Genomic DNA, 3,712 nt, shown 5'->3' on the forward strand with positions numbered 1-3,712 from the left:
GAGGAAATATCATCTTCTGAGGAAATATCATCTTCTGAGGAAATATCATCTTCTGAGGAAATATCATCTTCTGAGGAAATATCATCTTCTGAGGGAATATCATCTTCTATTGGAAGAACAGTTTCTTTCTCTTCATTGTCATGATGATGCACTCCTGCAAATGGAGAAAGGCCCAACAACTCCTTGAGCTCTGAAACTCCTTCCCAGCTGGATGCAAGGTTGGCAAGCTGCAGGAACGAAAGTCTCAACGCACCCTCCTGGACTTCCAAGGGATAGAGATTAGGGTGTTTTGTATCGATAAGAACTGAAATTGCAGGATGAGCTTGGGCAAGCTTAGTGGCTGCAATAGTTTTCTGCAAATTTTGGACGTATTGCTCAGAGTCATGGAATGGATTCTCGTCTACCTCCTGGCCATGGCTGGAAGGAACCTGAACAACAACCTGTTTCTCTTCATTTTCATAGAGAGCATCAAGATACCCATCTTTATAGTCAACATTCGAGGTATAATTAAGGGTACCCAACATTGCCGTAAAGAAGGTTACCGGCACCAGAGTCCGCTTTTCAGCCTCTATAGTACCCCACTCTTTTGCAAGTTCCTCATCCTGAGAGCAGACAGCTCTCTTGATATACCCATATGCCTTATCGAGCAAGGAATGACCCACAAAACAATAGAATGATGCATCCACGCGGACGAATGGTCGCTCATCACTGTCCAAACCATCAATCAGCAAATGACTTGAATCATCATAGTCCCTTGAGGCAAGAGCATCTGAAAGTAAATACGCATCACGCTCATTGAGACCTGTATCACCAAGTACATCAAAGAGAAGAAACTTATCTCTGCGATCAACAATACTTTCTACCCAAGACTCCCACCCCTGTTCCTTGATAATTCGGTTCATGACCGCTTCAAGGTCATCAACACGTTCTCCACGGCTCTTGAGCACCTCGAGTTGCAACATACTCGCCTGCTTAAACGTGGCATTGTCTTCAAGCAAGGAGTCAATTCCTTCAAAGGCCCGCTTCGAGAGTTGTAGAAATGCAGAGAGCAGTCCATCCAACTTGGCTGGAAATACTTGGTTAACCAGAGCATTGAATGGCTGCAACTGATACTGCAATGCAGTTAATTTCTGTTGCAACAAATCTTCTTCAGCTACCGGAGGAAGACAGAAATCGCTCGCCTCTTCCTGAAATGACAACATTTCATCATCTGACACAAACATACCCTGGCTGCGTAAGAGCAAGGTATAATTGTCGGCATAGCGGATGCTTTTCTTACAAAGATCTTCAAAAAGTTGGCTTACTCGCTTCCAATCTTTCGGTTTAATGTCAGCATTTAAGGAATAGTCTTTCTCCCAGTAGGGAAGAAGACTGGAGAGGTAGGCAACCAAGCGGGAAGCAACTTGCTGCGCGAAGAGATCAGAGTTCTTCTTTCTTACCAGCCTATGTTGTTCCCAGAATGCAAACTTGACCACCTCCAATGGGTGGTACTGGAAAACAATATCCTTGATGTTCCGTATATCATTGGAAAGAAACACGGAGATCTCCCTGAGATTCTTCTGTATCTTCTCAGTCGAAATCTCTCCAATGGAAAGTAAATCCCAACCCTCACTGGTTTTCACTGTTGTCTCTCCTCGTAGTAGAGCATATCACACCTTTCTCTCTCATTCAAACTTAGACCCCTATGGTCATAGGACCAAATCATATAGATTCCAGCGTACTTGAGGTCATACGTTTATAATTACCAAGACCAACCATAACAGAAGCCAATGCAAACAGGGAATACCCCATGAACAAGACCCGATATCCAAACTGTTCAAGAACAAGCCCGCCTAGACTGGATCCTAGTACTGTAGGCAGCCCTATTCCAAGCGAAACATACATAGACATACCAAGCGTCCTATGAGAACGCCTCACCCTTCGAGCAACCAGAAAAATTGCCGCAGGATGGAAAAAACCATAACAAAGACTATGAAGGAACTGGGCAACCAATGCACCCTCAAAGGTTGGAACCAGCGCATAGATAAGCAGACGAACAACCATAGCGCCACTGCTGATCATCAAAAGGTGGACAGGAAGTACTTTTTTCTTCTGCATGAGATATCCTGCAAGGATGAGGGCACCAAATTCACTGCCCGATGCAATTGCATTCATCAAGCTGATAGCATTAACCCCCAACTCTTCCACGAGATACAACGAAAAGAAGCTGGCAATGGAGGACATGCTGATACGGTTCAAACCAATGATCACCAGACCGATCACAAATGCAAGATCATACCACTTGCCTTCAGCTTTATCTGAGGTAGCAGGTGGCATCTCCCTTCGTTTTGGATCCTTCTTCCAAGCCAATACCGGCAGCATAAAAAGGAAAAACGACACCAAGGCATAGGAGCCTATGCTGTTATTGCTGCTAAGATCAGGCTTACGGGTTATCGCCAGTAACAATGAGAACAGTACAAATCCAATCGTTCCTCCACTTCTGAGCAACGTGTATTTCTGCGCATCACCATTCAATCGATTATTCGCATAGCTATCAATAACGGGAACCAGAGAGCGGAGGAAGAAAGATAGAAGCATCAATGCAAACATCGTCATCCATATGGAGGTGGAGTGCATCAGCAGCAATACACCCAAGGCAGATAAGACTGTACCGAGGAGTATCGTATTTTTGCCAGATCCATGCTTGTCGACATGACGAGCAACCAACAAGGGGCCAACAATCCCTGCCGTTTCAAAAACAGCAAGAAGAAACCCCACAACATCATGTGAGTATCCAAGGTTTCTGATCATCACCTGCAGGTACGGATTGACCACTGCCATGATGCCAAATACAAAAAAGAAGGATGCATAGAGACTGACCATGGAGGCATTGTAAGGATTTGCAGGAGAGACAACAAGGCCTTTCTTTACATGGTGATAAAAGGCCGAGCTTTTTCCAAGGTTGAGAAAGGAAGATGCAGATCCTCGAGACACGATATAGGAGTATTGCGACGTTTATCGATGATTCGATTCACATAGGTAGGCCCAAGGCCTGGAACCCTGAGCAAGGCTTCCTTTGGGGCACGTTTGATCGAGAGTGGATAAAAATCGATGTTGGATTTTGCCCAAGCAAGCTTAGGATCATCATGCAGACTAAGATTCCCTTCCTGTTCGAAGGACAACTCCTCAAAATCAAACCCATATTTCCGTAAGAGCCAATCGGCTTGGTAGAGACGGTGTTCCCGTGTAAGCAGCCCTTGATCCTGAACAGGAGGCATGGGCATCTCCTCGAACAGTTCCAGTTGTTCCTGGACTGGGATGGCAATCTGCTCACCTGGGAGGGTTGGGTCCCCCAACCCACGTTGATAGGCACTGAAATAGAGCCTCCCCATGTGGAGTTCCTTGTACATACGGCTTGTATACAACAAGATTTCCTTATCCAACTCATTACTGGCTCCAACTATGAACTGACTGGAGGTATGTACTCGTTGATATTGGCTACCTCTTGCTGTCTGACTGGCGATATACTTGAGAGGCTCAAGAATATCCTGGACATAATTTTTGGCATCAGTAAGCTTGGAAAAATGTTGTTCCCCCGGTGTTTCAATATTCAAGGAAAGAGCACTTGCATACTTGAGAGCTTCATCAATGCTCTCCTTGGTCGATCCCGGGATCACCTTCAAATGGATGTACCCCTTGTAATGGTAACGGTTCCTCAAGATTTTGGCAGTGG

Annotated in this window: 3 protein-coding genes; all 3 read right to left on the bottom strand. The window is 45.3% G+C overall.

Annotated elements, in window-relative coordinates:
* Positions 1 to 1,622 (bottom strand): hypothetical protein (locus JF818_RS03630; protein ID WP_198890621.1); only part of this gene is annotated, 1,622 nt, incomplete at its 3' end.
* Between the two features lie 79 nt (positions 1,623 to 1,701).
* Complete coding sequence (locus tag JF818_RS03635; RefSeq protein ID WP_198890622.1) at positions 1,702 to 2,862, bottom strand: MFS transporter; 1,161 nt, start codon at positions 2,860 to 2,862, stop codon at positions 1,702 to 1,704.
* A 44-nt stretch (positions 2,863 to 2,906) separates the two neighbouring features.
* The coding region (locus JF818_RS03640) for a radical SAM protein (RefSeq protein ID WP_233065910.1) at positions 2,907 to 3,712 on the bottom strand (806 nt) is incomplete at its 5' end.

The sequence above is a fragment of the Sphaerochaeta sp. S2 genome, from assembly GCF_016406725.1.
In the GTDB taxonomy this organism is placed as follows: domain Bacteria; phylum Spirochaetota; class Spirochaetia; order Sphaerochaetales; family Sphaerochaetaceae; genus Sphaerochaeta.